Annotated in this window: 25 protein-coding genes; 8 read left to right on the forward strand and 17 right to left on the reverse strand. The window is 58.6% G+C overall.

Going from position 1 to position 26,656, the window contains the following annotated elements; all coding sequences use genetic code 11:
- Positions 1 to 19: 19 nt before the first annotated feature.
- The 3 genes from WBG04_RS04540 to WBG04_RS04550 all read left to right on the forward strand — a co-directional run bounded on the left by WBG04_RS04540 (position 20) and on the right by WBG04_RS04550 (position 6,649).
- Positions 20 to 2,218, forward strand: coding sequence for a bifunctional rhamnulose-1-phosphate aldolase/short-chain dehydrogenase (locus tag WBG04_RS04540; protein ID WP_424313191.1), 2,199 nt, complete (start codon positions 20 to 22; stop codon positions 2,216 to 2,218).
- Positions 2,219 to 2,238: 20 nt separating this feature from the next.
- Positions 2,239 to 4,452, forward strand: coding sequence for a sulfatase-like hydrolase/transferase (locus WBG04_RS04545; RefSeq protein ID WP_424313192.1), 2,214 nt, complete (start codon positions 2,239 to 2,241; stop codon positions 4,450 to 4,452).
- Positions 4,453 to 4,546: 94 nt separating this feature from the next.
- Positions 4,547 to 6,649 (forward strand): DUF5722 domain-containing protein, encoded by a 2,103-nt coding sequence (locus WBG04_RS04550; protein ID WP_424313193.1) that lies wholly within the window; start codon positions 4,547 to 4,549, stop codon positions 6,647 to 6,649.
- A gap of 132 nt (positions 6,650 to 6,781) precedes the next feature.
- Here WBG04_RS04550 and phaC read toward each other — a convergent pair whose 3' ends face one another.
- The 5 genes from phaC to WBG04_RS04575 form a co-directional block, all read right to left on the reverse strand.
- A complete protein-coding gene (phaC, locus tag WBG04_RS04555; RefSeq protein ID WP_424313194.1) occupies positions 6,782 to 7,861 on the reverse strand; it encodes a class III poly(R)-hydroxyalkanoic acid synthase subunit PhaC in 1,080 nt (359 codons plus the stop codon).
- A gap of 46 nt (positions 7,862 to 7,907) precedes the next feature.
- A complete protein-coding gene (locus WBG04_RS04560) occupies positions 7,908 to 8,429 on the reverse strand; it encodes a poly(R)-hydroxyalkanoic acid synthase subunit PhaE (RefSeq protein WP_424313195.1) in 522 nt (173 codons plus the stop codon).
- A 24-nt stretch (positions 8,430 to 8,453) separates the two neighbouring features.
- On the reverse strand, positions 8,454 to 9,635 hold the full coding sequence (locus tag WBG04_RS04565; RefSeq protein WP_424313196.1) for a thiolase family protein: 1,182 nt from the start codon (positions 9,633 to 9,635) through the stop codon (positions 8,454 to 8,456).
- 91 nt (positions 9,636 to 9,726) lie between these two features.
- Positions 9,727 to 10,185, reverse strand: a complete 459-nt coding sequence (locus tag WBG04_RS04570) for a hypothetical protein (RefSeq protein WP_424313197.1) — start codon at positions 10,183 to 10,185, stop codon at positions 9,727 to 9,729.
- Between the two features lie 51 nt (positions 10,186 to 10,236).
- The gene (locus WBG04_RS04575; RefSeq protein WP_424313198.1) at positions 10,237 to 10,794 is read right to left on the reverse strand and encodes a polyhydroxyalkanoate synthesis regulator DNA-binding domain-containing protein; all 558 of its coding nucleotides are present in this window, start codon (positions 10,792 to 10,794) and stop codon (positions 10,237 to 10,239) included.
- Between the two features lie 207 nt (positions 10,795 to 11,001).
- On the opposite strand from WBG04_RS04575, the gene WBG04_RS04580 reads away from it, so the two are divergent.
- A complete protein-coding gene (locus WBG04_RS04580; RefSeq protein ID WP_424313199.1) occupies positions 11,002 to 11,811 on the forward strand; it encodes an SDR family NAD(P)-dependent oxidoreductase in 810 nt (269 codons plus the stop codon).
- Positions 11,812 to 11,939: 128 nt separating this feature from the next.
- Here WBG04_RS04580 and WBG04_RS04585 read toward each other — a convergent pair whose 3' ends face one another.
- On the reverse strand, positions 11,940 to 12,662 hold the full coding sequence (locus WBG04_RS04585; protein ID WP_424313200.1) for a glycerophosphodiester phosphodiesterase: 723 nt from the start codon (positions 12,660 to 12,662) through the stop codon (positions 11,940 to 11,942).
- 290 nt (positions 12,663 to 12,952) lie between these two features.
- On the opposite strand from WBG04_RS04585, the gene WBG04_RS04590 reads away from it, so the two are divergent.
- Complete coding sequence (locus WBG04_RS04590) at positions 12,953 to 15,355, forward strand: DUF6288 domain-containing protein (RefSeq protein ID WP_424313201.1); 2,403 nt, start codon at positions 12,953 to 12,955, stop codon at positions 15,353 to 15,355.
- The gene (locus WBG04_RS04595) at positions 15,352 to 16,338 is read left to right on the forward strand and encodes a sialate O-acetylesterase (protein WP_424313202.1); all 987 of its coding nucleotides are present in this window, start codon (positions 15,352 to 15,354) and stop codon (positions 16,336 to 16,338) included. The genes WBG04_RS04590 and WBG04_RS04595 overlap by 4 nt, the downstream gene beginning before the upstream one ends.
- A 23-nt stretch (positions 16,339 to 16,361) precedes the next feature.
- Here the strand turns inward: WBG04_RS04595 and WBG04_RS04600 are convergent, their stop codons facing one another.
- From WBG04_RS04600 to pduL, 11 genes are read right to left on the reverse strand one after another with little or no spacing between them, the layout of a single operon-like run.
- The gene (locus WBG04_RS04600; protein WP_424313203.1) at positions 16,362 to 17,288 is read right to left on the reverse strand and encodes an L-lactate dehydrogenase; all 927 of its coding nucleotides are present in this window, start codon (positions 17,286 to 17,288) and stop codon (positions 16,362 to 16,364) included.
- A 7-nt stretch (positions 17,289 to 17,295) separates the two neighbouring features.
- On the reverse strand, positions 17,296 to 18,372 hold the full coding sequence (locus WBG04_RS04605) for a class II aldolase/adducin family protein (protein ID WP_424313204.1): 1,077 nt from the start codon (positions 18,370 to 18,372) through the stop codon (positions 17,296 to 17,298).
- 14 nt (positions 18,373 to 18,386) lie between these two features.
- On the reverse strand, positions 18,387 to 18,692 hold the full coding sequence (locus tag WBG04_RS04610; RefSeq protein WP_424313205.1) for a EutN/CcmL family microcompartment protein: 306 nt from the start codon (positions 18,690 to 18,692) through the stop codon (positions 18,387 to 18,389).
- A complete protein-coding gene (locus tag WBG04_RS04615) occupies positions 18,692 to 18,952 on the reverse strand; it encodes a EutN/CcmL family microcompartment protein (protein ID WP_424313206.1) in 261 nt (86 codons plus the stop codon). The genes WBG04_RS04610 and WBG04_RS04615 overlap by 1 nt, the downstream gene beginning before the upstream one ends.
- A 4-nt stretch (positions 18,953 to 18,956) precedes the next feature.
- Complete coding sequence (locus tag WBG04_RS04620) at positions 18,957 to 20,438, reverse strand: aldehyde dehydrogenase family protein (RefSeq protein WP_424313207.1); 1,482 nt, start codon at positions 20,436 to 20,438, stop codon at positions 18,957 to 18,959.
- A gap of 18 nt (positions 20,439 to 20,456) precedes the next feature.
- The gene (locus WBG04_RS04625; protein WP_424313208.1) at positions 20,457 to 20,759 is read right to left on the reverse strand and encodes a EutN/CcmL family microcompartment protein; all 303 of its coding nucleotides are present in this window, start codon (positions 20,757 to 20,759) and stop codon (positions 20,457 to 20,459) included.
- A 22-nt stretch (positions 20,760 to 20,781) separates the two neighbouring features.
- Positions 20,782 to 21,087 (reverse strand): BMC domain-containing protein, encoded by a 306-nt coding sequence (locus tag WBG04_RS04630; RefSeq protein ID WP_424313209.1) that lies wholly within the window; start codon positions 21,085 to 21,087, stop codon positions 20,782 to 20,784.
- A gap of 25 nt (positions 21,088 to 21,112) precedes the next feature.
- The gene (locus WBG04_RS04635; protein WP_424313210.1) at positions 21,113 to 22,294 is read right to left on the reverse strand and encodes an acetate/propionate family kinase; all 1,182 of its coding nucleotides are present in this window, start codon (positions 22,292 to 22,294) and stop codon (positions 21,113 to 21,115) included.
- Between the two features lie 21 nt (positions 22,295 to 22,315).
- The gene (locus tag WBG04_RS04640; protein WP_424313211.1) at positions 22,316 to 22,588 is read right to left on the reverse strand and encodes a BMC domain-containing protein; all 273 of its coding nucleotides are present in this window, start codon (positions 22,586 to 22,588) and stop codon (positions 22,316 to 22,318) included.
- Positions 22,589 to 22,623: 35 nt separating this feature from the next.
- Positions 22,624 to 22,896: a BMC domain-containing protein gene (locus WBG04_RS04645; protein WP_424313212.1), complete on the reverse strand. Its 273-nt coding sequence runs from the start codon at positions 22,894 to 22,896 to the stop codon at positions 22,624 to 22,626.
- Between the two features lie 34 nt (positions 22,897 to 22,930).
- Entirely contained in the window at positions 22,931 to 23,602 is a 672-nt protein-coding gene (gene pduL / locus WBG04_RS04650; protein ID WP_424313213.1) for a phosphate propanoyltransferase, read from the reverse strand.
- An 88-nt stretch (positions 23,603 to 23,690) separates the two neighbouring features.
- Here pduL and WBG04_RS04655 point away from each other — a divergent pair, with 88 nt between their 5' ends.
- Positions 23,691 to 24,455, forward strand: coding sequence for a DeoR/GlpR family DNA-binding transcription regulator (locus tag WBG04_RS04655; protein WP_424313214.1), 765 nt, complete (start codon positions 23,691 to 23,693; stop codon positions 24,453 to 24,455).
- Between the two features lie 97 nt (positions 24,456 to 24,552).
- The gene (locus WBG04_RS04660) at positions 24,553 to 26,634 is read left to right on the forward strand and encodes an ATP-binding protein (protein WP_424313215.1); all 2,082 of its coding nucleotides are present in this window, start codon (positions 24,553 to 24,555) and stop codon (positions 26,632 to 26,634) included.
- Positions 26,635 to 26,656 lie beyond the last annotated feature (22 nt).

The raw sequence follows: 26,656 nt of genomic DNA on the forward strand, positions 1-26,656 counted from the left end.
CCAACTTTTATCCCACATCATGTCTTCACGTTACACTGACTACAAATTCGTCAATTCCCTCTGGGATGACACCACCGCCGACGCTCTGAGCCCCGTGGAACGCCTCGTCTACCGATCCAACATCCTCGGCTCCGATCAGCGCATCACCAACACCGGCGGAGGCAACACCTCGTCCAAGATCGAGGAAGCCGACCCCCTCAGTGGCGAGCAGGTCGAAGTCCTGTGGGTCAAGGGTTCCGGCGGCGACCTGCGCACCTCGAAGGTCGAGAACTTCTCCTCGCTCTATCAGGACAAACTGATCGGCCTGCAGAAGATCTACGCCAAGACGACTCCCAACGGCGTCAAGACTCCGATCGAGGACGAAATGGTGCACATGTATCCGCACACCACCTTCAACCTCAACCCCCGCCCTTCCTCGATCGACACGCCGCTGCACAGCTTCATTGGGGCCAAGCACGTCGACCACATGCATCCGATTGCCTTCATCGCACTTGCCGCAACCAAGAACTCGGAGGCCCTGACCAAGGAAATCTATGGCGACGAACTGGCCTACCTTCCCTGGCAGCGCCCCGGCTTCGACCTCGGATTGAAGATGGAGGAAGTCTATAAAACCAACAAGAACGCCAAGGGCATCAACATGGGCCAGCACGGCCTGATCAACTGGGCGGACGACGACAAGGAGTGCTACGAACTGACCCTCGATCTCATCGAAAAGGCCGGCCGCTACATCGAAACCAAGGACCGTGGTGCCGACACCTTCGGTGGTCAGAAATACGGTTCACTCGATGAAGACAGCGCTCGCAAGCTGACCGTCGAACTGCTGCCTTTCCTGCGTGGCCAGGTGTCCCAACAGACCCGCTTCATCGCCACCGTCCACCGGACCGAGCAGGCGCTTGAGTTCATCAATTCGAACGACGCCAAGCGACTGGCCGAAATCGGCACTTCCTGTCCCGATCACTTTCTCCGCACCAAGATCAAGCCGCTCTACGTGGAGTGGGACCCGGCAAGTGGCGACATCGAGTCGCTCAAGGCCGTCGTCACCAGCTCGCTCGAGCAGTACCGCGCCGACTACGCCGAGTATTACGAAGCCTGCAAACACGACAACTCCCCGGCGATGCGCGACCCCAACCCGACCGTGATCCTCATTCCCGGACTCGGCATGATCGCCTTCGGCAAAAACAAGTCCGAGTCCCGCGTCACTGCCGAGTTCTACAACTGCGCGATCGGTGTGATGCGTGGCGCGGAAGCGATCGATGAATACATCGGCCTCCCCCGCCAGGAAGCCTTCGACATCGAGTACTGGCTGCTCGAAGAAGCCAAACTCCAACGCATGCCGAAAGAGAAGGAATTCGCCCGCAAGGTGGTGATCGTCGTCGGTGCCGGCTCCGGGATCGGCAAGGAAACCGCGATCCGCTTCGCGACCGACGGCGCTCATATCGTCTGCGCCGACCTCGACGAAGAGGCCGCCAAAGCAACCGCGAAAGAGATCACCAGCATGTTCGGAAAAGGCATCGGTGTCGCCGGCACGGGAGTCTCCAACTGCGGCATGTCGATCGGCTGCCGCATGGACATCACCGATTCGGAAAGCATCAAGGCCTGCTATGAGGAAGTCGTCTATGCCTACGGAGGCATCGACGTCGTAGCACTCACCGCCGGCATCTTCCTCGCCCCGAGCTCCGACGGCGAATTCTCCACCAAACAGATGGAGCTCGTTTTCAAGATCAACGCCATCGGCCCCTACCTCATCGGCCACACCGCCAAACCAATCTTCGAAGCGCAAGGCAAGCACATGAAAAGCGCGGTCGTGATCACGACTTCGGTGAACGGTGTCGTCTCAAAGAAAGGCTCGGTGGCCTACGACTCCTCGAAAGCCGCCACCAACCACGTCGTCCGCGAGCTCGCCGTCGAACTCGCCCCCTACGCCCGGGTCAATGCCGTCGCACCGGCCACCGTCGTCAAAGGCTCGCTGATGTTTCCACGCGACCGGGTCATGGCGTCCCTGTCCAAATACGACATCGCCTTCTCCGAAAGCGAGGAAACCGACGACCTGCGCCTCAAGCTCGCCGAATACTACGCCCAGCGAACCCTGACAAAATCCCCGATCACCCCCGAGGATCAGGCCGAAGCAATCTTCTTCATGGCCAGCGACAAGGCTTCAAAAACGACCGGCCAGGTGATCAACGTCGACGGAGGACTTTACGAAGCGTTTCTTAGGTGATTTGATCGGAGCCGTAGCCCATGAAATCGCCGCAACCCTCGAGCTCCGTCTCAACCCTCTTCGCCATCGCCCTCGCTTGGTGCCTGCTGATCATTCCTTCTCAAGCGAAGAATCCCCCCAACATCGTTTTCTTTCTGACCGATGATCAAAGTACCAATACTCTCGGGTGCTATGGCAACGAGGTGATCAAGACACCGAACATCGACCGCTTGGCCGAGCAGGGCACACGTTTTGACAATGCCTTCGTCAGCCAGCCGATCTGTTGGGTCAGCCGCACCACCATCCTCACCGGTCTGACCGGTCGGAGCTATGGCACCGAAGGCAACCCCGAACTCGCCCGCCCCGATGCGGTCGAGACGCTCTACTCCGACATCCTCCGTGAGGAGGGCTACCGCACCGGCTTCTTTGGTAAATGGCACGCCAAGATGCCCAAGGGCTGGAAGCGCGAGGATCACTTCGATGAGTTTGAAGCCATCGGACGCGATCCCTTCTTCAAGAAACAACCCGACGGCAGCCTGCGCCACGAAACCGAAGTCATCGTCGATCGCGGCATCGACTTCATCATGAACCAGCCGAAGGGTAAACCCTTCGCCCTGAACCTCTGGTTCAATGCTTGCCACGCCGAAGACAGCGATCGGCGACCTGGCATCGGGCACTTCCCATGGCCAAAAGCCGTCGATGGCATGTACGATGACATCACCATCGATCCTCCCCGCCTCAACGACCCGGCCATCTTCGAGGCGCTGCCGGAATGCTTTCAAACGTCGATCACTCGCGAACGCTACTTCTGGCGATGGAACACGCCGGAAAAATACCAGACCAACATCCGGGCCTACTACCGCATGGTCAGTGGTATCGACGGTGCCATCGGTCGCTTCCTCAAAGCACTCAATGAGGCCGGTCTCACCGACAACACCATCATCGTTTACTCCGCCGACAATGGTTACCTGATGGGCAACCGGGGACTCGCCGGAAAGTGGTCGCACTTCGAGGAATCCACCCGCGTTCCGCTGATCATCACCGATCCCCGCGTTCCCAAAAACCAGCGCGGCCAGGTGAGCGACGCCCCCGTCCTCAACCTCGACTTCCCCGCCACCTTCCTCGACTGGGCCGGGATCAAGCCACCTGAGCGCTATCAGGGCCGCAGCCTTCAGCCGATCGTCAATGGAAAGAAACCTGACGACTGGCGGACCGAGACTTTCCACGAACACTTCGCGGTGCGCAACCGGATCCCCGCCTTCGAAGGCATCCGCAGTGAACGCTTCAAATACGGACGCTACTTCGACCACGACGAAGAATTCCTCCACGACCTCCAGCGGGACCCCGACGAACTCGTCAACCTCGCCAAGGATCCCGAATACTCGAAGGTCCTCAAAGATCTGCGTGCCCGCACCGCTGCGGTGGTCGACGAACTCGGCGGCCCACTCCAGCCCCTCAAGGGAGGATTCAATCCCTCCACCGTTCCCAACCCCGAGTCGACTGCGATGGTCAGCCACAAGGCCGACAAGGATGGTTTTGTTAGAATCTTCAACGGCAAGAACCTCAACGGCTGGACCGGCGATCCAGAATACTGGTCGGTCAAAAATGGTGCCATCACCGGCACCGCCGACGGATCCCTCAAACGCAATCACTTCCTCGCGTGGACCGGCTCAACGATCCGGAACTTCGATCTCCGAGCCAAAGTGAAGATCACAGCAGGCGGCAACAGCGGCATCCAGTACCGCAGCACCCAACGTCCCGAATTCGGACTCGATGTGCTCTCGGGCTACCAATGCGACGTCGTCGCCAACACCCCGAAATACAATGGCATGCTCTACGAAGAACGGGGCCGACGGATTCTTTCCCACGCCGGCGAAAAGGTGATCATCGATCCCGATGGTCAGCCATGGGTGATCGACCAGATGCCGGTCCTCGACCCCGCGCCGGGCAAGTGGCACGACTTCCGCATTCTGGTCCGCGGCAATCACCACCAGCACTGGATCGATGGCAAACCCACCGCCGACCTGATCGATCTCGACGAAAAAGGCCGCTCACTCGATGGTGTCCTCGCCGTCCAGGTTCACGTCGGACCCGCCATGGAAGTCCAATTCAAGGACTTCCGCATCAAACACTTACCCGATGACCTCCCTCTGATTTCCCCTTCGGAAAGTCCGATCCCCGCCACTGCCTACGGCGTGCGCCCGCAGGCGAAACTTCCCAAGGATTGGAAACCCCCGATCTACGGAGAGCAGTAGCCGAAGACGGCCAGATCACGGCCGAGGCCTAGCTCGACACGAAACGTTTCCTTATTCTGTAAGAAAGCGTTTTCGGGCTCGTAATCGCTCTATCTTGAAACTGCCTATCGTACTTTTCAGCCTCCTCCTTCTGCCGCTTCTCAATGCCAAGGAGATTGCCTTGCGGATCGAGGCTTCTGCACCAGGTGACGAACGGGTCAATGTGGTCGGAGGCAATCACGCCATGATCGCCGAGGGCGGACCCGTCGAACTGCGCTTCGTCCCTACCGCCGCCATTGATCCGAAAGCGACAGTCCTTGAATTCGAAGTCTTCTCCCTCGGCGGCTGCAAAAACGTCAGCGCTGAACTCACCTTGGCTTCCGGAGTGAAACGCAAACGCGCCCTCCCGGAAGTCGGACACAGCGAAGCCTGGACGAAATATACGGCACCTCTCGTAGCAAAAGGCGAACCTTCACCCTACTGGAAGAGCCTGGTCCTGAATCTCCCACTTGCCCCGACCGCCACCCTCAACATTCGAAAAGCCCGACTCGTCACGCCAGGCACTGGCAAGTCTCCTTCCACCAACGAAGCTGCCGTCGAAATCCGGAACAAGCTGATTCAGAAGTATCTTGAAACCACTTCCGATGCCCGGATCGATCAAGTCGTGATCGATAGCAACCAGGTCACCGTCACCTTGACCACCGGCGCCGAAACCCAAAACCTCTTCCTCGCTGAACTGCCAATTCACCGCAGCATCGACGACCCCAAACGCTTCGAGTTCATGGCACCACTCAGCGTCAAACCGAACACCACCTCCACCCACTCCTTCCCCCGGACCCGCGATCGACTCGGAAGGGAATACGATCGCCTGACCTCACGCTGGCAGCTGGTCCGAGTCATCGACGGCGAAAGGCTTCCCGTCTCCCACGCGCGCTATGCCGATGAGTTCCCCGCCGCCTATCCCGAGCTTCCCGCCCTGGAACCCAGAACCAAAAAAGGCCTCGGTGGATGGTCCGCAATGCGACAGCCAAGGGGTGATCTCGAAAAACTCGGAATCTCCGCCGTCACCGTCAATATCATCGTCGACAGCCTCATCTCGCTCTCTCCAAGCAAGAACACCGTCCCGTTCAAGTGGCAGGGCCGCACCTTTCACGCCAACCAAAACGCGCTCGCCAACTTCGACAAAACCTTTCTCGAAGCCGCGAAGAATGACGCCCTTGTCAGCGTCGTCCTGCTGATCTCCAACGCCAACAAATCCGGTGTTAGAAACCCTAACAAGAAGCCATCACGCACCGCCGAACTGATCGGCCACCATGACGCCGATCCATCAGGAGTCTACGCCATGCCGGCCATGGACAGCGAAGAAGGCGTCGCAGCTTACGGCGCAGCCCTTCATCTCCTCGCCACCCGCTATTCGCGGCCCGACGGAAAGCATGGCCGCATCCATCACTACATCGTTCACAATGAAGTCGACGCCGGCTGGTCGTGGACGAATTGCGGCGAAAAGCCACTCGCCTACTTCTTCGACCTCTACCATCGCTCGATGCGCCTCGTTGATCTCGTCACCCGCAGCCAAGACCCGAACGCCCGCCCCTTCATTACCCTCACCCATCATTGGGCCGATCCGGGTAACCCGAAGTTCTACGGATCCAAGTACATGCTCCTCGAACTCGCCAAATGGACCAAAGCCGAAGGCGACTTCCCCTGGGCACTCGCCCACCACCCCTATCCCGCCTCCCTCAGGAAACCCCGCACCTGGGAAGACAAGGTCACATTCAGTTTCGACAGCGATCGCATCACCCCCCGGAACATCGAAGTGCTCGACGCCTGGATGAGACGTCCGGACATGCTCGACAAGCACGGTAAGACGCGGCCGGTTCACCTTTCCGAGAACGGATTCAATTCGCCCGACTACTCCGAAAAGTCGCTCACCGACCAAGCCGCCGGCATGGCCTACGCTTGGAAAAAGATCGCTCGGCTTGATACCATCAAAGTGTGGCACTACCACAACTGGATCGACAACCGCCACGAAGGCGGCCTGCGCATCGGTCTGCGAAAGTTCCCCGACGACCCCAACGACCCCCTCGGTGAAAAGCCAATCTTCAAACTCTACCAACAACTCGCCACCGACAAGGAAGACGCCGCCTGCGCGCCTTACCTCCCTGTCGTCGGACGCGCTTCGTGGTCCGAGATTCTCTATTCCGGCCCGATCAAGTAACGAAATCGGTCTCAGTCCCGGATGGCACGCGATTGAGCGATTCTCTCCAATCGTCCTCGTTCTCCTCCTCGAAATATCGAGCCTGAAGGGCCAATCGATTCGAAAACGAGCAGGAGGGACGAAGGACGAGACTCAGTCCCGCTTGCTAAGCCACTTAACCACATCCGGCCATAGCTCCCGCTGAGCGCGCGAACCAACCGCGAGGCCAATGTGTCCAGCGTTCAGTTCGAGGATTTCCTTGTCCTTCGAACCGACCAGATCATTGAATGGCTTGCTTTGGGCACACGGCACCAGATCGTCACGGGTCGCCATGATGTTGAGGACCGGGCAGGTGATGTTCTTGAGATCGATCACGTGCCGGCCCACCGGCAGGGTCCCCTTCACGAGACGGTTTTCCTGATACAAGTACTTCACATACTCGCGGTAGATTTCTCCCGCCACGGGGATGTTGTCGTTGAGCCAGGTCTCCATGGTTAGGAAGTCCTCAAGGTACTTTTCGTTGTCGAGATTCTCCATGAACGCCAGCGGCTTCTGGATGAAGTTGCCGATCGGATTCAGCATCAGGAAGGATCCCTGGAGGAATTCTGCAGGACAGTTGCCAAAGGCATCGACGAAGGAATCGACATCGAAGATCGACTTGTCCGACCACAAGTTCAACAAACCTGTCCGGTCGGTAAAATCGATTCCCGCAGCCAGCAACATCAAATTCTTCACCTTGTCCTGGTGAAGTGAGGTAAACATCGACGAAAGGCCACCTCCCATGCAGTAGCCGAGGATGTTTACTTTCTTGGCACCCGTCCGTGCCTGTACCTGCTCGACCACATTGTAGAGGTAGCCGTTCACATAACTATCGAGGGTAAGATGGCGGTCGGAATGCTTCGGTGCTCCCCAATCAATCAGGTAGGTATCGTAGCCGGCATCAACGAAGTGGGACACCACGCTCTTGTTCGGCATCAGATCAAGAATGTAAGGTCGATTGACCAGCGCGAAGACGAAGATCATCGGCGTCTTGTGCTTCACCGGCTTGTCGGAAATGTAATGAAGCAGCTTTAAACTATCTTCCTCGTAGACGACCTCGGAAGGCGTCGCTCCTTTTTTGACCTTCTTCGCCTTTTCCAGAACCGTCGGCAAGCTCTTGAAGCGCTCGAGGTTCCGGGTGGTTTCGTCCAGGATGGCCTGGTGGGCCGCAGCCCATGGGTTGGCAGTTTGCATCTTCGTGTCTTGGGTTGCGCACCGGATCACCCGGCGCTTGGTTCATTCAGGATTTGGTTCGTTTCGCCCTCTTCTTCGCAGCCTTCTTCGCCGCTTTCTTCGCCGCTTTTCTGGAAACAGGCTTTGTTGCGGGTTTGGCTTTCTTCTCGCTCGTCAATTCCAGACTGGCGATCCGTTCGTCGAGGCGTTCGAACCCGTCGCTGATCCGCCGTTCAAGCCGCTGCATCACCTCCATCAGGCTATCCATGTCTTGGCGCGACGGTTCCTGCACGGCGTTCCTTGCCTGCCCCATCATCTCGCTCATCTGGCGCTGGGCCTGCACCCCTTGCTGTAGCATCTTGCTAAGCTGCCCGGTGAAATCGGGACTCCGCAGATACTCGTCATAGGAGGCCGAGAGCTTTTTGAGGAATGCGTCGCGCATCTTGCGCATCGATTCCGGCGTCGGCACTTCCGCGTTCTCCATGCCGCCAAAATCGGCACCGAAGTCGTTCCAGAATTTGGTGAATTTCTCCGCACTTTCGGTGAAGAGCGTGGTGGGATCAGGAGGGTTCATTGATGTTCCGTTCATGGTTTTGATGGCTTGTTGATTGGTTTAGTTCGGCCGTTCGACGACCATGGCGACGGCCTCACCACCGCCAATGCAGAGGGAAGCCACGCCGTAACGGCCGCCGCGGTCGGCCAAGCCGTTGAGAAGAGTCACCAGCACGCGGGTTCCGCTGGCTCCGATGGGATGGCCGAGGGCCACGCCACCGCCGTAAGGGTTCACCTTTTCCAGCGGGATCGAGAGATCCTTCATTGCGGCCAAAGGCACCAGGGAAAAGGCTTCGTTGATTTCAAACAGGTCGATGTCCTCGACCTTCAAGCCGGCCATCTCAAGCACCCGTGCGACCGCATCGATTGGCGCGAGGGTGAACTGCCCCGGCTTACGCGCCGTTGAACAGTAAGCCACCACCCGCCCTTGCGGCGTGACATTCAGCTCATCCAGCTTCACTTGCGAAATCACGGTCAACGCGGCGGCTCCATCATTGAGGCTCGAGGCATTTCCCGCGGTGGTCAGACCTTCCGGACCAAAGGCCGGACGCAGTTGCCGCAGTTTCTCTTCATCGAAACGCTGCGGCTCCTCGTCGGCTGAGACCGTCACCGGTTTGCGCTTGGTGCCACCTTCCACGGCAATCATCTCCTTGTCGAAGAAGCCACTCGCCTGCGCCGCTTGGGCGCGCTGATAGCTGTTGACCGCGTAGTCATCGAGCTGCTCGCGAGTGAAGCCGCAGTCTGCCGAGCAGGCATCTGTCAGACTACCCATGTGGCAGTCGTCATAAATGTCCCACAGGCCATCGCGGATCAGGCTGTCGACCAGCACGCCATTGCCCAGCCCATAACCCTGACGGGCTTTCGGTAGCAGGTAAGGCGCCTGACTCATGCACTCCGTTCCGCCGGCCACGATCACGGCCGCGTCGCCACACAGGATGGCCTGCGTGGCAAACATCACCGACTTCATGCCGCTGCCGCAGACCTTGTTGATCGTGGTCGCACCGACACTCTCCGCCAATCCTCCGCGGATCGTCACCTGTCGTGCCAGGTTCTGGCCCTGACCGGCGCTGACCACGTTGCCGAAGATCACTTCATCGATCATCTCGGGCGCCACATCCGCCCGTCGAAGGGACTCGCGCAGCACGCTCGCTCCCAGTTCGGCGGCCGACACCTCGGCCAGACCGCCGTTAAAACGTCCGATCGGAGTGCGCACCGCACCCGCCAGATAAACATTTTCCTTCATGGTTTTTTAAGCCTGAGACGGACTGACGATCTCATCGGTCGGGAAGAACCCGACCCATGGTCGTCGCCGCCGCAGGACGGTTCGGGAGGATTCAGGAATGCTTCGAAGTGGCTTTGGCCATATTTGCCTTGGCCATCTCACCCCATGCTTCGAGCATCTTGGCGTTCGATTGTACGACAGCCTTAGTATTTTTGCTCAGCAGCTCGAGTGACTCCTGCCACAATTGCTGTCCTTTCACTTGGGCTTCGCCCGGGGTAGCGATGCTGCCCATTTCGATCGCCTTGTTGAACAGAGCCATGCCATCTCGGGCACCTTCTTCCATCAGGCGGGTCGCCTCATCAGCATTCTTCTGAGCCTGCTCGGTCACTTTTGTGGCAACCTTCTCAAGCTCCTTGCTCCAATCTTCGCTGTCATGTGCCTTCTTGACCGTCTTAAGCCACTTCTCAGCGAACTGTTCCTGAATCTTCATCGCCTCTTTCATCGATTGAAAACAGGTTTCTGCGGCCTTCTCAAAAAGATCGACCGGCTTTTCTTTGTTATTAGTACTCATTGTTTTTCGGGTTGGGGTTAAAATTTGTAGGCTGCGGTAGAGCGTGCTCCTTCATTCAGCGGGGTCGTCCTGGCGTTGCTTGGCCATTTCCTTCTGCATCTCAGCCACCTGCTTGCTCAGGTTCTTGACCACTTCCGCAAGATCATCATCTTGCGCTTTTGGTTCCGCTTGGACCGATTGCATGAACGGAGCCATCCATGCCTTCATCCACTCCTGCGGATCGCTCGATGGCATTTTCTGTTTCCAGTGCGTCTCATACTGCTCACGTGAACGTGCGAAGAGCGCCAGCGCCTGATGAAAATGGGTGTCCATGAACTCGGTCATGACCGTCTCGTTCACCTGCAGCACGGCGTGCAGTAAGCCCTCCGGAAACATCGCCAGCTTACCGATATCCAAATCCAGAATGATCTGGGTGAGGATCCGCGCGGTGATATCCTCGCCGGTCGCGGTTTCGGTCACCTGAATGCGATGCCCTTCGACCACCAGCCGATGAAGCTCATCAAGCGTCACCGCTTTGGACCGCGTCGCGTCGTAGAGGCGACGGTTCGGGTAGCGGCGGATCTCAAGAACGTCCGCGGCTGCGGATGGGAATGGAAGAGGCTCGATCATGAACGGTGTGGTTACGCATACTTATTATGATGCGAGTGCACAAAAATCAAGAGATTTCTGCTTATTACGCAATCTTTATGTTTTTATGCGCATGCACTCTCATTCCTTTGACGACTTCCCTGCCACCAGACCAGATGGCACCCGATTTTCCAGTGAAGTCGGCATTCAAACCGCACACCACTGGCCAACCCTGACCGAAAACCTACCATGAATATTGAAGGAAAAACTGCCCTCGTCACCGGTGCCGCCAGCGGCATCGGACTCGCCGTCGCCAAAGCACTGATCGAAAGAGGAGCCGCAGGCCTGGTCCTTGTCGACCTCGCCGATGAGGTGAAAGCTGTCGCTGCGGACCTCGCCACTTCCACCTGCAAGACGATTGCGGCCGTCGGCGACACCACCGATGAGGCTTTCCGCAGGGACACCCTCAAGCGCGCCAAAGAGGAAGTCGGCCTCGTCCGGATCTGCGTGCCCTGCGCCGGCATCACTCGCGACCGGATGGTGGTGAAAGTCGACAAGGAAAGCGGTGAAGCCCAAGTCTACCCGCTCGCTGACTTCCGACTGGTGCTTGAGGTAAATCTCACCGCCCCCGTCTTCTGGGCAGCCGAAGTGATGGCCGGTATCGCCGAGGACCGCTTCGCCCGAGGGATGAAACGCTGGACTCCCGATCAGGAGATCGAAGGCACCACCGTCTTCATTGGCTCGATTTCCTCCGGCGGAAACGTCGGCCAGGTCTCCTACTCCTCGACCAAGGCCGGCCTTGTGGCCGCCGCATCGACGCTGACCAAGGAAGGGATGTTCCACGGCTATCGCGCCACGGTCATTCATCCCGGCTTCACCAACACTCCGATGGTTCAGGCAATGGGCCAGGACCTCATCGACAAGGTCGTCATTCCCCACACTCAGTTGAAGCGCCTCATCGAACCCGCCGAAATCGCCCGCACCATCTGCTTCATGATTGAGAACCCCATCGTCAGCGGACCGATCTGGGCCGACGCCGGTTGGCATCCACTGCCTTGAGGTGGATCGCTCTCTTTTCGGAGAGCCAGCTCACTTTCATTACCACACTTGGGCGCCGAATCTCCCGTTTGACGGGGACAAAGATTCGGCGCCTGATGCGTTACTCCCCAAGGCCGGTTTTCTGAACCTCACTGAATCTCAACTTCAGCGAGTCCGACAGGGTTATCGGTGATGATCCCATCGACACCCAGCTTCGCATAGTGTGCCATTCGCTGCGGGTCATTGATCGTCCAGACGTAGTATTGGATCCCCTGCGCTCTGAACGCCTCGACAAAGGCTTTGTCGACAAAGCCCCGACCTTTTGCCGTGACTCCGTCGATCCTTGCGGCCACCAATTTCTTGGCAAGGGCGTCCGCGCTGGGCGGGCCGCCAAACCACCCCGCCCTCTTGAGTTTCGTCACCAGATGAAATGAAACGTCCGTCTGCAGATGCGACGAGAGATAGGATAGCGCCTCAAAACTGGAGCTCTGGACGCGGATTGGAAACATCCATGACCCTGTATCGAGCAACTTGATCAACGCTTTCAGCGAATCGTTGGACGTTGACTTGAGATCCAATAGAATTGCCTTCTCGCGAGGAACCTCGCGAAGGGCCTCAGCCAGAGTGGGGACATGGAAGCCGGACACCAACGATTGAAGACCCGCATAGGTCAGGCCGCTGAGGTCCACACCGCCGATTTTGGAATCATGATACAGAACCAGCTCACCGTCTTTCAGGAAATGCACATCGACCTCAACCATGTCGACATCGACTTTCCAGGCAGAACGAATGGCCCCGAGGGTGTTTTCCGGATGCTCGGAAGCGAGCCCACGGTGGGCAATGCACTCGACCCCAAAAGCGGACCCTGCCATCAGCAGGAAGATGATTAAGCGAACGCTGCCAGGTGACTTCATGGGAACTCCTTCAAAATCGTTGTGAGCCCATCGCAGCGATTTCAGAGCGAGCAAAGCAGATCGCGCCTCCCTCGGCAATCTTGCAAAGCCACGCAAGCGATTGGCCCCATCGAAGATTCCGAACCACGGGTATCAGCAGGACCTTTCGATGCAACAAAGCTGCGTTCAGGGTGGTATCCATGAGCGGGGCCAAGGTGCGTTCTCCTGAATCCCTTTCAGACCGCCCCGAAACCACCCAAAAAATCACTATGCCGTCGCGCATCCTATCCTTTTCGGCGCTTGCGCCCCTGATCATCACCGCGCTCACCCTTGCCCCCTGCTATGCCGCGGGACCTCAAGAGCGGATGAGCATGCCCGACTTCACCAAGGGCGACTCGATCCCCAACAAGGCGAAACATGATTGGACGCTCGGTGCCACGGGAACCCGAGGCTGGATGTTCAGCGACAAGCTTGAAACCACCGATGCCCGGCAAATCGCGATCACCAAGGTCGACAAAGGCTCACCCAGCGAAGGCATTCTGGAGCCTGGCGATGTGGTCCTTGGCGTTGGGGGCAAACCTTTCTCATTCGATCCGCGCACGGAAATGGGCGAGGCGCTTACCAAGGCCGAGTCGGAGGCAGGCGGCGGAAAGCTTTCATTGATCCGCTGGCGAGATGGCAAGCGCGAGAATGTCGTTGTGAATCTTCCGGTGCTGGGCAGCTACAGCGCCACCGCGCCCTATGACTGCCCGAAATCCAAGCGTATTCTCGAACAGGGATGTGAAGCCCTCGCAAAGCGACTTGCCGAACCCGGCTACAAGCAGAATCCCATCACCCGCTCGCTCAATGCCCTCGCCCTGCTTGCCAGCGGTGATCCGTCCTACCTTCCGCCCGTCAAGCGGGAAGCTCAGTGGGCTGCGGACTTCTCGGCCGAGAGCTTCCAGACTTGGTACTATGGTTATACGATCATGCTCCTCGCCGAGTATGTGATGGCGACCGGCGACGATTCGGTGATGCCCGGACTGCGACGGCTCGCCCTGGAAGCTTCCGAGGGGCAAAGCATGGTGGGCTCGTGGGGCCACCGCTTTGCCGGCCCCGACGACCGGCTGATCGGCTACGGCATGATGAACGCTCCGGGGATTCCTCTCACGATCTCGCTGGTGATGGCCCGGGCCGCAGGTGTCAAGGATCCGGAAATCTCGCTGGCCATCGAACGCAGCGCGAGGTTGCTGCGCTTCTACATCGGAAAGGGCGCGATCCCCTACGGTGATCACCACCCCTGGATTCAAACTCACGAAGACAACGGCAAGTGCGGGATGGCCGCCGTGCTCTTCAATCTTCTCGGGGAACGGGAGGGCGCGGAGTTCTTTTCCCGCATGAGCCTCGCCTCGCATGGCTCGGAACGGGATACCGGGCATACGGGAAACTTCTTCAACCTTCTCTGGGCGATGCCGGGGCTGGCCCAATCCGGCCCCCAGGCCAGTGGCGCATGGATGGCCGAATTTGGTGCCAGCTACTTCGATTTCGCCCGCCGCTGGGATGGCACCTTCCTTCATCAGGGACCTCCGCAAACGAAGAACGACAGCTATCCGAACTGGGACAGCAGCGGCGGCTATCTCCTCGCTTATGCCCTTCCGCTTCGGAATCTCTGGCTTACCGGCAAACGACCGAGCGAAGCGGCCCAGCTCGATGCCGATGAGGCACAGGCCGTCGTCAATGCCGGGCGCGGCTGGTCGAACAAGAATCGCAACGGTGCCTACGACCAACTGAGCGGCGAGATCCTCTTCGAGAGCCTCGCCAGCTGGTCACCGGTCGTTCGGGAACGCGCCGCGATGGCCATCGCACGCCGGAAGAACCCGCCGGTCGATGCCTTGATCGAGCTCCTTGATTCGCCCGATGTCGAGGCCCGCTACGGCGCGTGCCAGACGCTCGCTTTGGTCACCCCCCCGGTGACGGCGGCGATTCCTGTTCTACGAAAGAATCTGAAGCACGAGGACCTCTGGCTGCGCGTCAAAGCGGCCGAAGCCCTCGCCTCGATGGGCAAAGCCGCGATGCCGGCCTTGCCTGAAATTCTCGAAATGCTGGCGAAGGGGCCTTCAGAAGAAGATCCACGGGCGATGGAGCAGCGCTACCTTTGCTTTGCGGTCTTCGGAAAAATGCTGAAGGGATCCGTCGAAGGCGTCGATCGTGACAAACTTCGCGAGGCCGTCGCCGCCGGGCTTCAGAACCAGGACGGTCGCGCTCGAGGATCGGTCGGTGAAATCTATAAGAAGCTCAGCTACGAGGAAATCGAAGCTCTGCTTCCCGCCATTTACGAAGCCATCGTGACCCCCGCCCCGAGCGGCATCATGTTTGCCAGCAGCGTCCGCCTCGCCGGCATCGAACTACTGGCCAAGCACCGCATCGCTGAAGGCATGCCGCTCTGTATCGAGGTCATGGACATCGACAAGTGGGGCAAAGGTGGACGCATCCCCCGCTGCTTGAAGGCACTCGCCAAGTACGGAGCCGCCGCCAAGCCGATGCTTCCCGAACTCCATCAACTTCAAAAAGATCTGCTCGCCCACCGTGAGGCAAAAAACCTGAAGTCCTCCATCGAACAGCTTCAGCTGCTCATCAGCGACATCGAAAGCGCCACCGACAGCGTGGAACTCCGTCATCTCCAAAACCAATGAACGCAAAACATCCTCGATTCCTCCTCCCGATTCTGGCCCTGACGATTTCATGGCCAGCTCTGGTCGAGGCCAAACCGGTCCCCGCCGACGGCAAGCTCAAGATCTTCATCCTCGCCGGCCAATCAAACATGGTTGGCTTCGGGCAGGTCAAAGGCACTCCGGGCACGATGGAATACTATCTTGAAGAGAAGCCGGAGGACTACGGGCAGCTCGTCGACAAGGAAGGTGATCCCATCGTTCGCGACGACGTCTGGATCGTGAATCTTTCCAAAGGCGAGCAGAAAGGCTGGCTGACCACCGGCTTCGGAGCGAGCGATGGCCATATCGGGCCCGAGTATGGGTTCGGCTTCGAAGTTGGCGACCACTACGAGGACCCCGTGTTGCTGATCAAATGTGCCTGGGGCGGAAGATCCCTCTACAACGACTTCCTCTCACCAAGCTCGGCCGACTATCCCACGCCAGCGAAGGACGGCGACAAGGGTTTTCACTACTCGGAGATTCTCAGGCATGTTCGCGAGGTCACCGGCAACCTGAAGAAATATTTCCCGGACTACGCCGGAAACGGCTACGAGATCGTCGGCTTCGGCTGGCATCAGGGTTGGAACGACCGCATCAATCAGGACGCGGTCGACGCCTACGAAGACAACATGGTTCGCTTCGTGAAGGACATTCGCAAGGACCTCGGCATCGAGAACCTTCCCTTTGTCATCGCCAATACGGGCATCGGCGGCTGGGACATCCCGGCACGCTACAAAGCCAAGACCGAAAAGCACATGGAAGCTCAGCTGGCACTGGCGGACGCGGAAAAACATCCCGAGTTCAAAGGCAATGTCGCAGGCGTGGAAACCCGCGACTTCCAACGCTCACTTGAAGAGTCGCCCTCAAAGCAGGGCTTCCACTGGATGCGGAATTGGGAAACCTACTACCTGATCGGAGATGGCATGGCAGAGGCTCTCCTCGAACTGGAGCCCGAGAACCCCTGAGCACCCGGTCCTCTAACAGGATCTCAGCCCGCGACCTTCGCGAGCATTTCCTTGAGCGCCTTCGCGGACGCCTTGAGGGCCTGCTCCTCCTTCGGCCAAAGCTTGAGTTCAATGTGCTTCTCGGCACCACCACGACCCACGACCGTCGGCACACTGAGACAAACATTCTTGAGGCCATAGCAGCCATTTTGAAGTGAGGACACCGGCAACAGTTGCTTGCGATCCAAGGCGATGGCGTGCACCACTTCGGCAATCGTCGCTCCGACAGCCCAGCCAGCACCACCCTTGCGGCTGATCACTTCCGCACCGCTCTTCTTGGTGCGTTCGAAAATCTGACGCTGGTAATTGGCATCGCAGCCGGGGACTTCCGCAAGAGGAAGGCCGCCGACAGCTGCAGAGGACCAAACCGGCAGCATGGAATCGCCATGCTCACCCAGAATCAAGGCACGCACCTGGGTCGGAGCAAGATCCAGATCGTTCGCGATGAGCGAACGGAAACGCGCGGTGTCGAGCATCGTTCCAAGACCGATGACCTGACTTGATGGCAGACCGAGGAAACTCACGGCGAGATGCGTCAGGATATCAACCGGATTGGAGACCACGAAAACGATCGCGTCCTTCTTCATCCCGGCCTTCTTCACATCACTGATGATCTGGGAAAAGAGACCGACGTTGCGGTTCACCAGGTCGAGACGGCTTTCGTCCGGCTTTCGTCTCAGACCCGCCGTGATGACGAAGATGTCGGAGTCCTTGGCCCGGGCGTAGTCGCCCGAATAAATCCGTTGATCCGCCAGCGACGCCGCTCCGTGCAGCAGATCGAGCGCTTCGCCGTCGGCGAGGTCCTTGTTGGCATCGAGAATCTGAATTTCGGAAACGATTCCCGCGCACTGCAGGCAGAAAGCGGCGTTCGATCCGACGCGGCCTCCGCCGCCGATGATGGTGACTTTCATGGTCGTTTCAGAGTTTCAGTTGCTTGAGCACTTCCGCCGTCACCGCATCCACCACGGCTTCGGCCTCGCTGTTGCGCGCAGCGCCAGACGGTTGGGAAGCGCCACCCTTGGGCACCTGGCAGACGACTCCCGGCTGGAAATCCGAGTTGTCGCAGAGCTCGCATTCCTTCCATCCTTCACGCTTGTCCTGCATCCCCAGAACACCACGAAGTTTGATCAATTCCTTGGCCTGGCCACCGGTGATGGTGAGAAGGTCGGTGCCCTTCAACTGGGTCGCGAGCAGCACCGTCTTGCAGTAGGCATCGGTGTTCTCCATTTTCCAGTAGGCGTCCTCGATGTCCTTGCCCCAGGTAATGACACCATGGTTGAGCATCAGCACGGACATGTGATCAACGGCGGCATCGCCGACGACCTTCGCGTTTTCTGGAGTACCAGGAGTCTGGTACTGAGCCATGCCGATCTGGCCGAGAAAGACTTCGGCTTCCGGAATCATGCAGGTCGGCGGTTGGACACCCGCGACGGCGAATGCCGTCGCGTTCGGTGGGTGAGCGTGACAGCAGGCCTTGGCCTTTGGCTGACGCTTCATGATCGCGAGGTGGGTCATGCACTCGCTGGTCCGCTTGAACTTGCCGGCAAGTTGTACGCCCTCCATATCGACCAGACACATCTGCTCCGGCTTCATGAAGCCCTTCGAAATCAGGGTCGGGGTGCAAAGCACCAAATTGTCGCCTACGCGGACGGTCAGGTTGCCGCCGTTTCCGTCGGTATAATCCTTCGCCCACATCCGGCGGCCCATGTCACACATCCGCTCCTTGATCAGTTCGATCTCGGGGGAATGGAAGAAAGCCTGGATCTCAGCGGGAGTCTTGGCATCGGAGCCGGGCTTCCAGTGAAATTCGTAGTCGGGAATGATCGGTTCGCCGAAAGACTGAGGCGCCGCACTTGCTGACAGATCAGCGGAGTAGCCTCCCTTGAGGAGATCCTTGGCTGAAGGTGTTAGAAGGGCTCCCTTGGGGATCGCTTCCGCGCCCTTTCCCTGCTTGAGCAGGGCTTCCACATCTTTACCGGTGAATACTTTCTTCATGAGTTTGAAAAGTGTCAGCCCTTGTAAGGCTGATAGTTGATTTGGTCGAAAAGTGCGACGGTGATGGCGTCGATCGGGGTGGGCTCATCAAAGGGCGCGGTCGCTTCCGCACCTTCAACAAAGCCCACGATGTCATGGGTGCCTGCTCCAAGCCGGTCGTAAACGACCACCGACGATCCCTTGCCGAGGCGCGGCGGCTTGTTGCAGCAGGTATTGAGATCACGGGCATCCACAGGACTCACCATCAACCAACGCGCCGCTTTGAAAGCGGGGTCCTGCCGGCTCATGGTGATCTTTCCGATGACTTGCCCGATTCTCATTAGTCGTCGATCGCCCCTTGGACGAAGTTTCTGATGGGTGAGTGCTCGTCGTGAACGATGTGCCGCGCGCCGATCCCGTCCGTGCTGACGAAGACCCGCTGATGCATCCCTGCTCCGAAGAGGTCGATCGCCACGAAAGGCGGCTCGTCCGAGGCCTTTCCGTTCTGATCTTCTCTCTGGCATAACAACATCGTATGTCCTTTTAAGCTTGGATGAGCGCAGGTCGCGACTGCCTTTCCCACGACTCGGCACAGCAACATGATTTCAGACGATTCGGAGGTTCTCGACCATCACACAGCGGCGAATCCGCGTGAAAGTCTTTGGTGTGGTGATTCCCTCACCCGTTGTCGTGGCGATGGAGTAGCTGAGGTAACCCTCTCCACCCAGACCGAGCCCGGTCACGCAGGCACCGTTCTTGACGAAGAGCGTGGTATCCATCTCACGGCCCATGTGGGTCATGTGGGCGACGTTGGTGGAGTGAATGATCGCCGAGTGGCGATAGCCGTGTTCGGCCTGCTTGGCCAGTTCCACGCCGGTTTCGAAATCGGGCACCGAGACGATCGGCATCATCGGCATCATTTGCTCTTCCTGGACGAAAGGATGATCCGCATCGGTCTCCGCGAAAAGAAGCTCACAGCCGGCTGGAATTGAAGCCCCGGCGTGTTGGGCAAGCACGGCGGCGTCGGCCCCGATGAGGTCGCGGTTCACGGCGGCATGAGAACATCCGCCATCGTCCTCCTTGTAGGTAAACGCGGCGGCGGTCAGTTGCTCGAGCTGACCGGCATTCAGGCGTCCCGCACCGGCACGCTCCATTTCGGTCATGAACTGGTCGTAGACCGAGCTGACGACGAAGACGACTTTCTCGCCGATGCAGAGGAGGTTGTTGTCAAAGGCACCCCCTTCGATGATGGCACGGGCGGCTTTGGCCAGATCAGCCGTCTCATCGATTACGACGACGGGATTGCCCGGACCGGCGCAGATCGCGCGTTTCCCCGACTTCATCGCGGCTTTCACCACGGCTGGACCACCGGTGATCGCCAAGATAGCGACCTGCTCGTTGCCGCAGATTTGATTGAAGGATTCGATCGAAGGCTCTTCGATGGTGCAGATCAGGTTCTCGATACCGAGCTCACGTTTGATCGCGCGGTTGTATTCCCTGACCGCCATGGCCGCACTCTTGGCACCGCCGGGATGGGGATTGAAAAGCACCGAGTTGCCGGCAGCGACCATGTTGATCACGTTGCCAGTCAGCGTCGGAACCGAGTGAGTCACCGGCAGGATCGCGCCGACCACACCGTAGGGAGCATACTCTTCGAGCGTGATGCCGAAGTCGCCGCTCATCGCATCGGGACGGAGCCATTCGACTCCGGGCACCCGGTCCATGATGTCGAGCTTGGCAATCTTGTGATCGAGGCGGCCGATCTTCGTCTCTTCGAGTTCGAACTTGCCCCAGGCTTCCTTGTTGGCGGCGCAGAGACCCTTGACGATCTCGATCGCCCGGCGTCTTCCGTCGACACCGAGTGCCTTGAGTTGATGAAAGGCGAGATCCGCGGCTTCCGCCGCCTTGTCCACACAACCGAACACACCCTCCTTGCCCACGCCCATTCCATTGCAGGAACAACCGCAGTTCTTCTTTTCCGCCACTGGAGCTGCCGCCGGGGTCGCAGCGACCGCGCCTGTCTTGCTCAGTTCCGCCAGAACTTTTTCCACCACCCCCTTCAGGGCTGCTTGGTCGAGTGTACTCATTGCTTTATATCAACTGCCTTAACCGTGAATCCGTTTCCCGAGGATATCCACACTGTCGACGATCGCCACCACGGCGGCGTCGACGGGGATGGTCTTCATGCCTTTCGCTTGTCGTGCCGAACTGCCTTGGGCGAACATCACCAGATCACCTTCTCCGGCACCAACCGTATCAACAGCAACAATGGTGTTGCTGCCGTTGCGGAACTTCGCCGGATTGGCCTCATCCACCAGTTGGGGACGGAGCACCAGGAGCTTCTGCCCCACCATGCTCTCGTCCTTCTTGGTGGCCACGACCTGACCTATGACTTCTGCCAAAAACATCTCGGTGAGCGTTCAGACCGAATTACTTCTTCGCGCGGGCTGCGGTTTTTGTATTCGATGGAATCACCGAGTCGATGGCGTCGTCCGGACGGGCGATCACGTGTGCGCTGACGACGTCACCCAACTGGGAGGCGGCTTCAGCGGCGGCGTCGATGCCGGCTTTCACTGCGGCGACGTCACCGACGATGACCGCGTTGCACAGCGCGCTGCCGACGTTCTTCATCGGTCCTGCGAGTTGCACGTTCGCCGATTTGAGGGCGGCATCGATGCCCGCCACGAGACAGCAGAGTCCGCGTGTTTCGAGTAGTCCAATTGCTTGTTTTGCCATGGTTCTGTTTGGTTGTGAGTTTGAATTAATTGAGAGATGAAATCTTGCGAGTTACTTCGCGCGCCAGCACGAGTTCCTCGTTGGCGGGAATCACGAAAACCTTCACCGCCGAATCCGCCGTGCTGATCTCCATTTCCTCGCCCTTGCAGGCGGCATTCTTTTCGGAATCGATTTTCAATCCGAAGCCTTCGAGGCCTTCGCACACCGCCGCGCGCAGCTCCGCTCCATTTTCGCCGATGCCGGCGGTGAAGACCAAGCCGTCCAGCCCGCCGAGATCGAAAAGGAAGGACGAGGCCCAACGACGGGTTTCGTGGATGAGCATGTCGATCGCCAGTTGGGCGTTCACATTGCCACTTCCTGCAGCGTCTTCGATATCCCTGAGATCATTGCTGACACCGGAAACACCGAGTAGTCCGCTTTCCTTGGTGAGCTGGCGTTCGATTTCAGGAAGATCCAGGCCCAGTGCTTTCGCCGCATAGGGGATCGCTCCCGAGTCGAGATCGCCGACCCGATTGTTTTGCGGGAGACCGCTCTGAGGCGAAAATCCCATGCTGGTTCCGATCGCGACTCCATTGCGGATGCCGGTTACCGAACTACTACCACCCAAGTGGCAGGAAATGACCCGCAGCGGCTTCTCGACCGCCGATGGACCATTTTGGTAAAGAGCGCGAACCACTTCCGCCACGTCATCGCGACCTAGTAGTTCCGCAGAACGCTCCGCCACGAACTTGTGGCTGGCTCCGTGGAAACCGTAACGGCGGATTCCCGCGTCGAACCAACTCTGTGGCACGGCGTAGCGGAAAGCCTTCTCAGGCATCCATTGATAGAAGGCCGTCTCGAAAAGTGCGACCAGTCGTGCGTCAGGCAAAATCCGCGCGAATTGCCGGATCCCTGCCGCATAGGGCGGATTGTGGGCGGGCGCCACTTCGGCAAACCCATCGAGCGCCGCCAGCGCTTGCTCGTCCGCCTCCACACAGCCACTCAGGTTCCGCCCGAGCACCGTCTTGAAGCCCACCGCATCGATCTCGCCGCGCGACCCGACGGCACCCGATTCCTCGAGTTCCTTCAAGGCGGCTTCAATCACGACTCCGTGGTCCTCAACCCGTTCGAATCCACCTTTCGCAAGCACACGACCTTCACCCGCCGCCATGTCATACAGGCGGTACTTGAAGGAGGTGGAGCCGAGATTGGCGATGAGAACGAGCATGGCGCGGATCTTTCGAAACGATCAGAGTTCGACCAGACCTTCGAGGTCGTCGTGAGGGCGCGGGATGACGTGCACCGCCTTGACTTCACCGACTTGTGAAGCAGCGTCGGCAGCGGCGTCGATGCCGGCCTTCAATGCAGCCACGTCACCAGCGAAGAAACCGGTCACCATTCCGGAGCCGATCTTCGACCAGCCGACCATTGTGATATCTGCAGCCTTGAGAGCCGCGTCGGAAGCTTCGATCAAGGCGACCAGGCCTTTGACCTCAATGATTCCAAGTGCTTGTTTTGCCATGGTATTAGTTAGTTGTAAGTTAATGGATTCGGGCTTCAGGCGAGGCCGAACTGCTTGAGCAATTCGCTGTGCGGGCGGGCAATCACGTGCGCGCTGAGCAATTCGCCAACGCGACTTGCAGCTTCCGCACCTGCATCGACAGCCGCTTTGACGCTTCCGACATCACCCTGCACGAGGATGGTGAGGAATCCGCCTCCACTCTGTATTTGCTTCACCAGATCCACGTCGGCGGCTTTGGACATCGCATCAGCGGCCTCCACATTGCCTACGTAGCCTTTCGTTTCAATCAGTCCAAGGGCTTGGCTCATCTTCTTGTTTTGTTATTGGATTGTCGTTGTTTGCTTACTTGATCAGTTCGCAGAAAGTGTCGGACTTCAGTCCGCAGGCATTGCCCTCATCGGTGTCGATGTGCACTTCCAGCTTAAAACTCTTGTCCACGCGGACCAGGATGCCATCAAAAGTCACCGGGCAAACGCCGTGGACCTTCATCTTCATCATGTCCATGTGCTTCACGCCGTAGTAGGCGGCATCGTCAGGATGCATGTGCACGTGGGGCATCGCCCGGATCACGCCATTGGGCATTTCGTGAAAACCATTCGGACCCATCAGCATCGCACCCGGCGTGCCTTGGATGTCACCCGACGCCTTGACCGGAATATCGAAGCCAAGGGAAATCGCATCCGTGAAAGCCAGTTCGACCTGATCAAAATCCCGCGAAGGACCGAGGATCCGGAGATTGGAAATCACCCGACTGCGGGGACCCACCAACGTCACGGTCTCCTTGGCCGCATACTGGCCGTCCATGTAGAGCGACTTCATCGGCGTCAGCGTGTGGCCTTTCCCAAACAGCTTCTCAACCGTCGCCTGTGACAAGTGACAGTGGCGGGCACTGACGTTCACGACCAAAGGATTCGGCGCCGAAGCGGCTGTCGGAAGCGGAATACCCATCGACTGATACACCTGCTCTCGGACAAGGTGTTCGACCACGGCTCGGGGAATATTGGGTTTTGTCATCAAATTCGCTGAGAACGGGTCGGTTTTGCTTGGTTTTGGTTGGGAAGTCAATTATTTTTAGAAAAATCCCAGAAACTCCCAAGTCGCAATGCTGCCACCTGAACGTCAAACTGTCATTCTCGAGCGCCTCGCCGATCACGGATCTGTCCGAACCATCGAGCTCGCTGCCGCCCTCGAAGTGACCGACGAGACGATCCGCAAGGACCTTGAGGCCCTCGAATTGCGCGGTGAACTCCAGCGCATCCACGGCGGCGCCGTCAAACCCGATCGAACCCGCACGGAACTCACCCTCACCGAGCGGCAGATGGTCAATCGCGAGGCCAAGCGCGCCATCGCCCGCGCCGCTGCGGCGCGCATCCAGCCCAACGACACCATTTTCATCGACGCCTCCTCCACCGCCCTGACTCTGACAGAATTCCTGCCGGACTTTCCCATCACCATTCTCACCAACGCCCACAATGTCGTCACCGCTCTGGCTGGCCGTGAAGGTGATATCTTTTGTACCGGGGGCCTCTACGAACAACGATCACGCTCCTACATCGGCCTCTCCGCCGAGTTCGCCCTGCGCAAGCACAACATCCACCGCATGTTCTTCTCGGGCAGTGCCGTCGACCTCGACAGGGGTGTCTCCGAAACCAACTCCCGTCAGGCGGCATTCAAGGAACGCGTCATCGCCTGCTCGGAAGAAGTCTGCCTCCTCGCGGATTCCAGCAAACTCGGCCTCAAGGCCTCCTTCTTTTTCGCCCAGTCCCGTGAGATCAACACCTTGATTACCAATGAAGATGCGGATCCCCAGTTCATCCGGGTCGTTCGGGAACTGAACATCGAAGTCGTCCAGGCACCTCCCCTCTAACAACGCAGCCCGCCATTCCCAGTTCATGGATGAAAGCATCGGATTGGTACGAGCTGCACGCTTGTTCCCGTCTGGGAGAAAGGACAGACTCTCCGACATGACTCCACGCGTCGCGACTGCCACGCCGCGATTGCTTGCGGCCAGCCTGCTCTTGCTGCTGGCGCAATCGCTGATCGCTGAGACTTCGATCGCTCAACGCTTTTCCCAATATTTCCGCGACCTCGAAGAGCAGGTTGCCGAAATCGACCGCGAGCTGCTCACGCTGCCCGACATCCCTCAGGACGATTCCGGAGGCATGGAAGCCTACGCCCGCCACTACGCCTCCATCGATCAGACCCATGATCTGGAGATCGATTCAGCCATCCGCTTTACTTGGGAAGAATCCGCTCCTGTCGATCTCGTCGCCTTGATTCCCGCACGAAAATTCACACCGCAGGGCCTCGCTCCTGAGTATGGCTTTCCCGACAACTACAACATCTCGCTGATCGACTCCTCCGGGAAAGTCATTGCCACAATCGCTGAAGAACGCGGCACGCTCTCGTCATCGCTCAACCGGGGCTTCCCGTTTGTGCACCGGCTTGAAAAGCCGATGGAAGCTCATGGAGTGGAGTTGCGCATCACCCGTCTCCGCCCACCACAACCTGGCGGTCCCCCGATCCACTTCTTTGCGATTTCGGAGCTCTTCTGCTTTTCCGGAGAAAGGAACCTCATCCCGGGTGCCGAGATCTCTTTCAACTACGATGAAACCACGAATTCAACGCCCTATTGGAATCCAAGTTTCATTTCCGATGAACTCACTCCGCTCGGCCTCCCGGAGCAACCCCTTTCTAACGGCGAGACATGGAAAAGAATCGGCTGGATCACCAACGGAAAGCCCACTGAGAATTTCAATGAATGGATCACCGTCGACCTGGAATCCCCGCAAATTGTCGACGGCCTGCGCCTCTTTCCCGCCAAAAGACCATCGCTGGTGACCGTCCCTGGATTTGGAATTCCCCAGCGCTATTGGATCGAAGTCTCCCAAACCGGGGCTCGCGACTCTTACTCCGTGGTGGTCGAGCCCACCGTCCTCGACCTTCCCAATCCCGGAGACAATCCCATCACCGTCCGTTTCCCTCCTGTGAGAGCCCGCTTCGTGCGCATGCGGGCCGAGAAGCTCTGGAAACCCTTCCAGCACTACCCCGCGTTCATGGCTTCCAGTGAAATCCAAGTCCTCCGTGGAGAAGAGAATCTCGCCCTCGGCAAGCCCCTCAGGGTCTCCGAAAACAAGACCCCTTTTGCTGCCCACGGGGAACACTTCTGGAGTGCCGAAAGCCTCACGGACGGCTATGGGCCCAAAGGAAAGCTTCTCACGAGAAAGGCCTGGCTGGACCTTCTCGACCAGCGCAAGCAGCTGGAGATTCGCCGTCGTGATACTTTGGCCGAGCTGGAAAACATCGAGCGTCGTTGGAGTGTCGGCACTTCGATCGGGCTCGCCGTCCTTGGAGTGGGCGGCCTGCTGGCCGTGGTGTTCCTACCCATCCGCTTCCGGCTGCGCGAGCGCCGGAAAATCCGCACCATCCGGGACCGGATCGCCAGCGACCTCCACGACGATGTCGGTAGTAATTTGGGAAGCATCCAGCTGCTTTCAGGAACCGCCCGATCAAAGCCAAGGAATGACGAGGAACTCCGCTTGATTGATCAGATCGCGGCAGAAACCGTCACTTCGGTCCGGGACATCGTCTGGCTACTCCGCCCAAAGCCTGGGGACCGCGTCTCCACCATCGCCCATCTCAGGGAAAGCGCTTCCTTCCTCCTCGATTCGATCGAGTGGAATTTCGAGAGCACCCTGGAGGACTTTGCCGTCGGCGATGAAGGAGGCAGAGACCTCGTGCTCTTCTTTCGCGAAGCACTCCACAATCTCATCCGCCACTCCGGAGCCACCCGCGCCGAGATCAGCATTGACCGCATCGGTAATGAACTCTGCCTGCATATCGAAGACAACGGCTGCGGCATCCCAAAAGACCGCCTCCACCAAGAAGGCACCCTGCGTGCCCTGAAGGAACGCAGCAAGGCACTCGGAGGCAAACTGAGTGTCGATTCCGAAGTCGGTCGAGGCACGATACTCAAGCTCTTCTTCACACCTCAGCCACCCTCATCGAGGCGCTCCTTGCGTTATCCGTTTCCCAACCGAAGTTAAACCCTAGGCTTGAGGTATACCG

Origin of the sequence: Haloferula sp. (genome assembly GCF_049672945.1) — a bacterium.
GTDB lineage: Bacteria > Verrucomicrobiota > Verrucomicrobiia > Verrucomicrobiales > Akkermansiaceae > Haloferula.